Here is a 1041-nt window from a genome sequence, read left to right as displayed (position 1 = left end):
ACCGATGCTTCGAGAGATAGATTTTGCAGGACTCGCTAAGCGAGAAACAAATGGAAGACGACGGATAAGGCTACTAGCGTTAGCCCATTTTAAAGACGGAATGGATCGTGCTGCTATCGCCAGAGTACTTAAAGTTAGCAGAGGAAGCGTCAATAAATGGGTCGCCAACTTTCTTCAAAGTGGTATGTCAGGCTTGGATAGCAAATCACCACCAGGACGGCAATCTAAACTAACGACCAAGCAACTCAAAGAACTAGCGGCTTATATTGAACAGTTTCGTCAGTCTGAGACGGGTGGTCGCCTACAAGCGTCTCATGTTCAGCAGTTCTTATCTGATAAATTCGCCGTCACTTACCAAATATCCAATGTTTATCGCTTGATGCATGAATTAGGTTTTTCATGGATAACCAGTCGCTCAAAGCATCCGAAGCAATCACAATCAGCCCAAGATGAGTTTAAAAAAATTCCAAATTGAATTGATCCAGAGGATCCCAGGTCATATAGCGCTAAAAAGGGTAGATATATGGTTTCAGGACGAAGCAAGGTTTGGCCAGCAAAATACCACAACTCGTATCTGGGCAACCAAAGGCAGCCGGCCCCGCGTTGTGAAGCAACAGCAATTTGAATACGCGTATCTATTTGGAGCAGTATGCCCTGCAACAGGAGAAACTGAAGCATTGATTGCGCCTTGGGTTAACAAAGAGATAATGCAACAACATCTTGAGTTGATATCCAAACGCACCGAGCCTGAACGGCATGCGGTGGTGATAATGGATGGGGCGGGTTGGCATACGGATGATATTGCCAAAGATATCGTTAACCTAAGTATTATAAAACTCCCGCCATATTCGCCTGAGTTAAACCCAATAGAGCAAGTATGGAGTTGGCTCCGTCAACACTGTTTAGCGAATCGCTGCTTTAATGGATACAGCGACATTGTCAATGCATGCTCAGATGCGTGGAATCACTTTGTAGCAGATATCCAACAAGTGAAAACACTGTGTTCGAGAAGCTGGATTAAAGTGGTTAATTAATTAATGT

1 protein-coding gene is annotated in these 1041 nt (G+C 44.1%); it reads left to right on the top strand.

The window, feature by feature from the left end; all coding sequences use genetic code 11:
* Positions 1-4: 4 nt before the first annotated feature.
* A protein-coding gene (locus GPLA_RS23250; protein WP_407636151.1) for an IS630 family transposase occupies positions 5-1034 on the top strand; the annotation gives its coding sequence in 2 pieces (ribosomal slippage) (positions 5-457 and positions 459-1034; 1029 coding nt in all).
* Positions 1035-1041 lie beyond the last annotated feature (7 nt).

Source organism: Paraglaciecola polaris LMG 21857, from assembly GCF_000315055.1.
Lineage (GTDB): Bacteria > Pseudomonadota > Gammaproteobacteria > Enterobacterales > Alteromonadaceae > Paraglaciecola > Paraglaciecola polaris.
The sequence above is the reverse complement of the archived record's forward strand: the minus strand, read 5'-3'. Positions and strand labels throughout refer to the sequence as shown.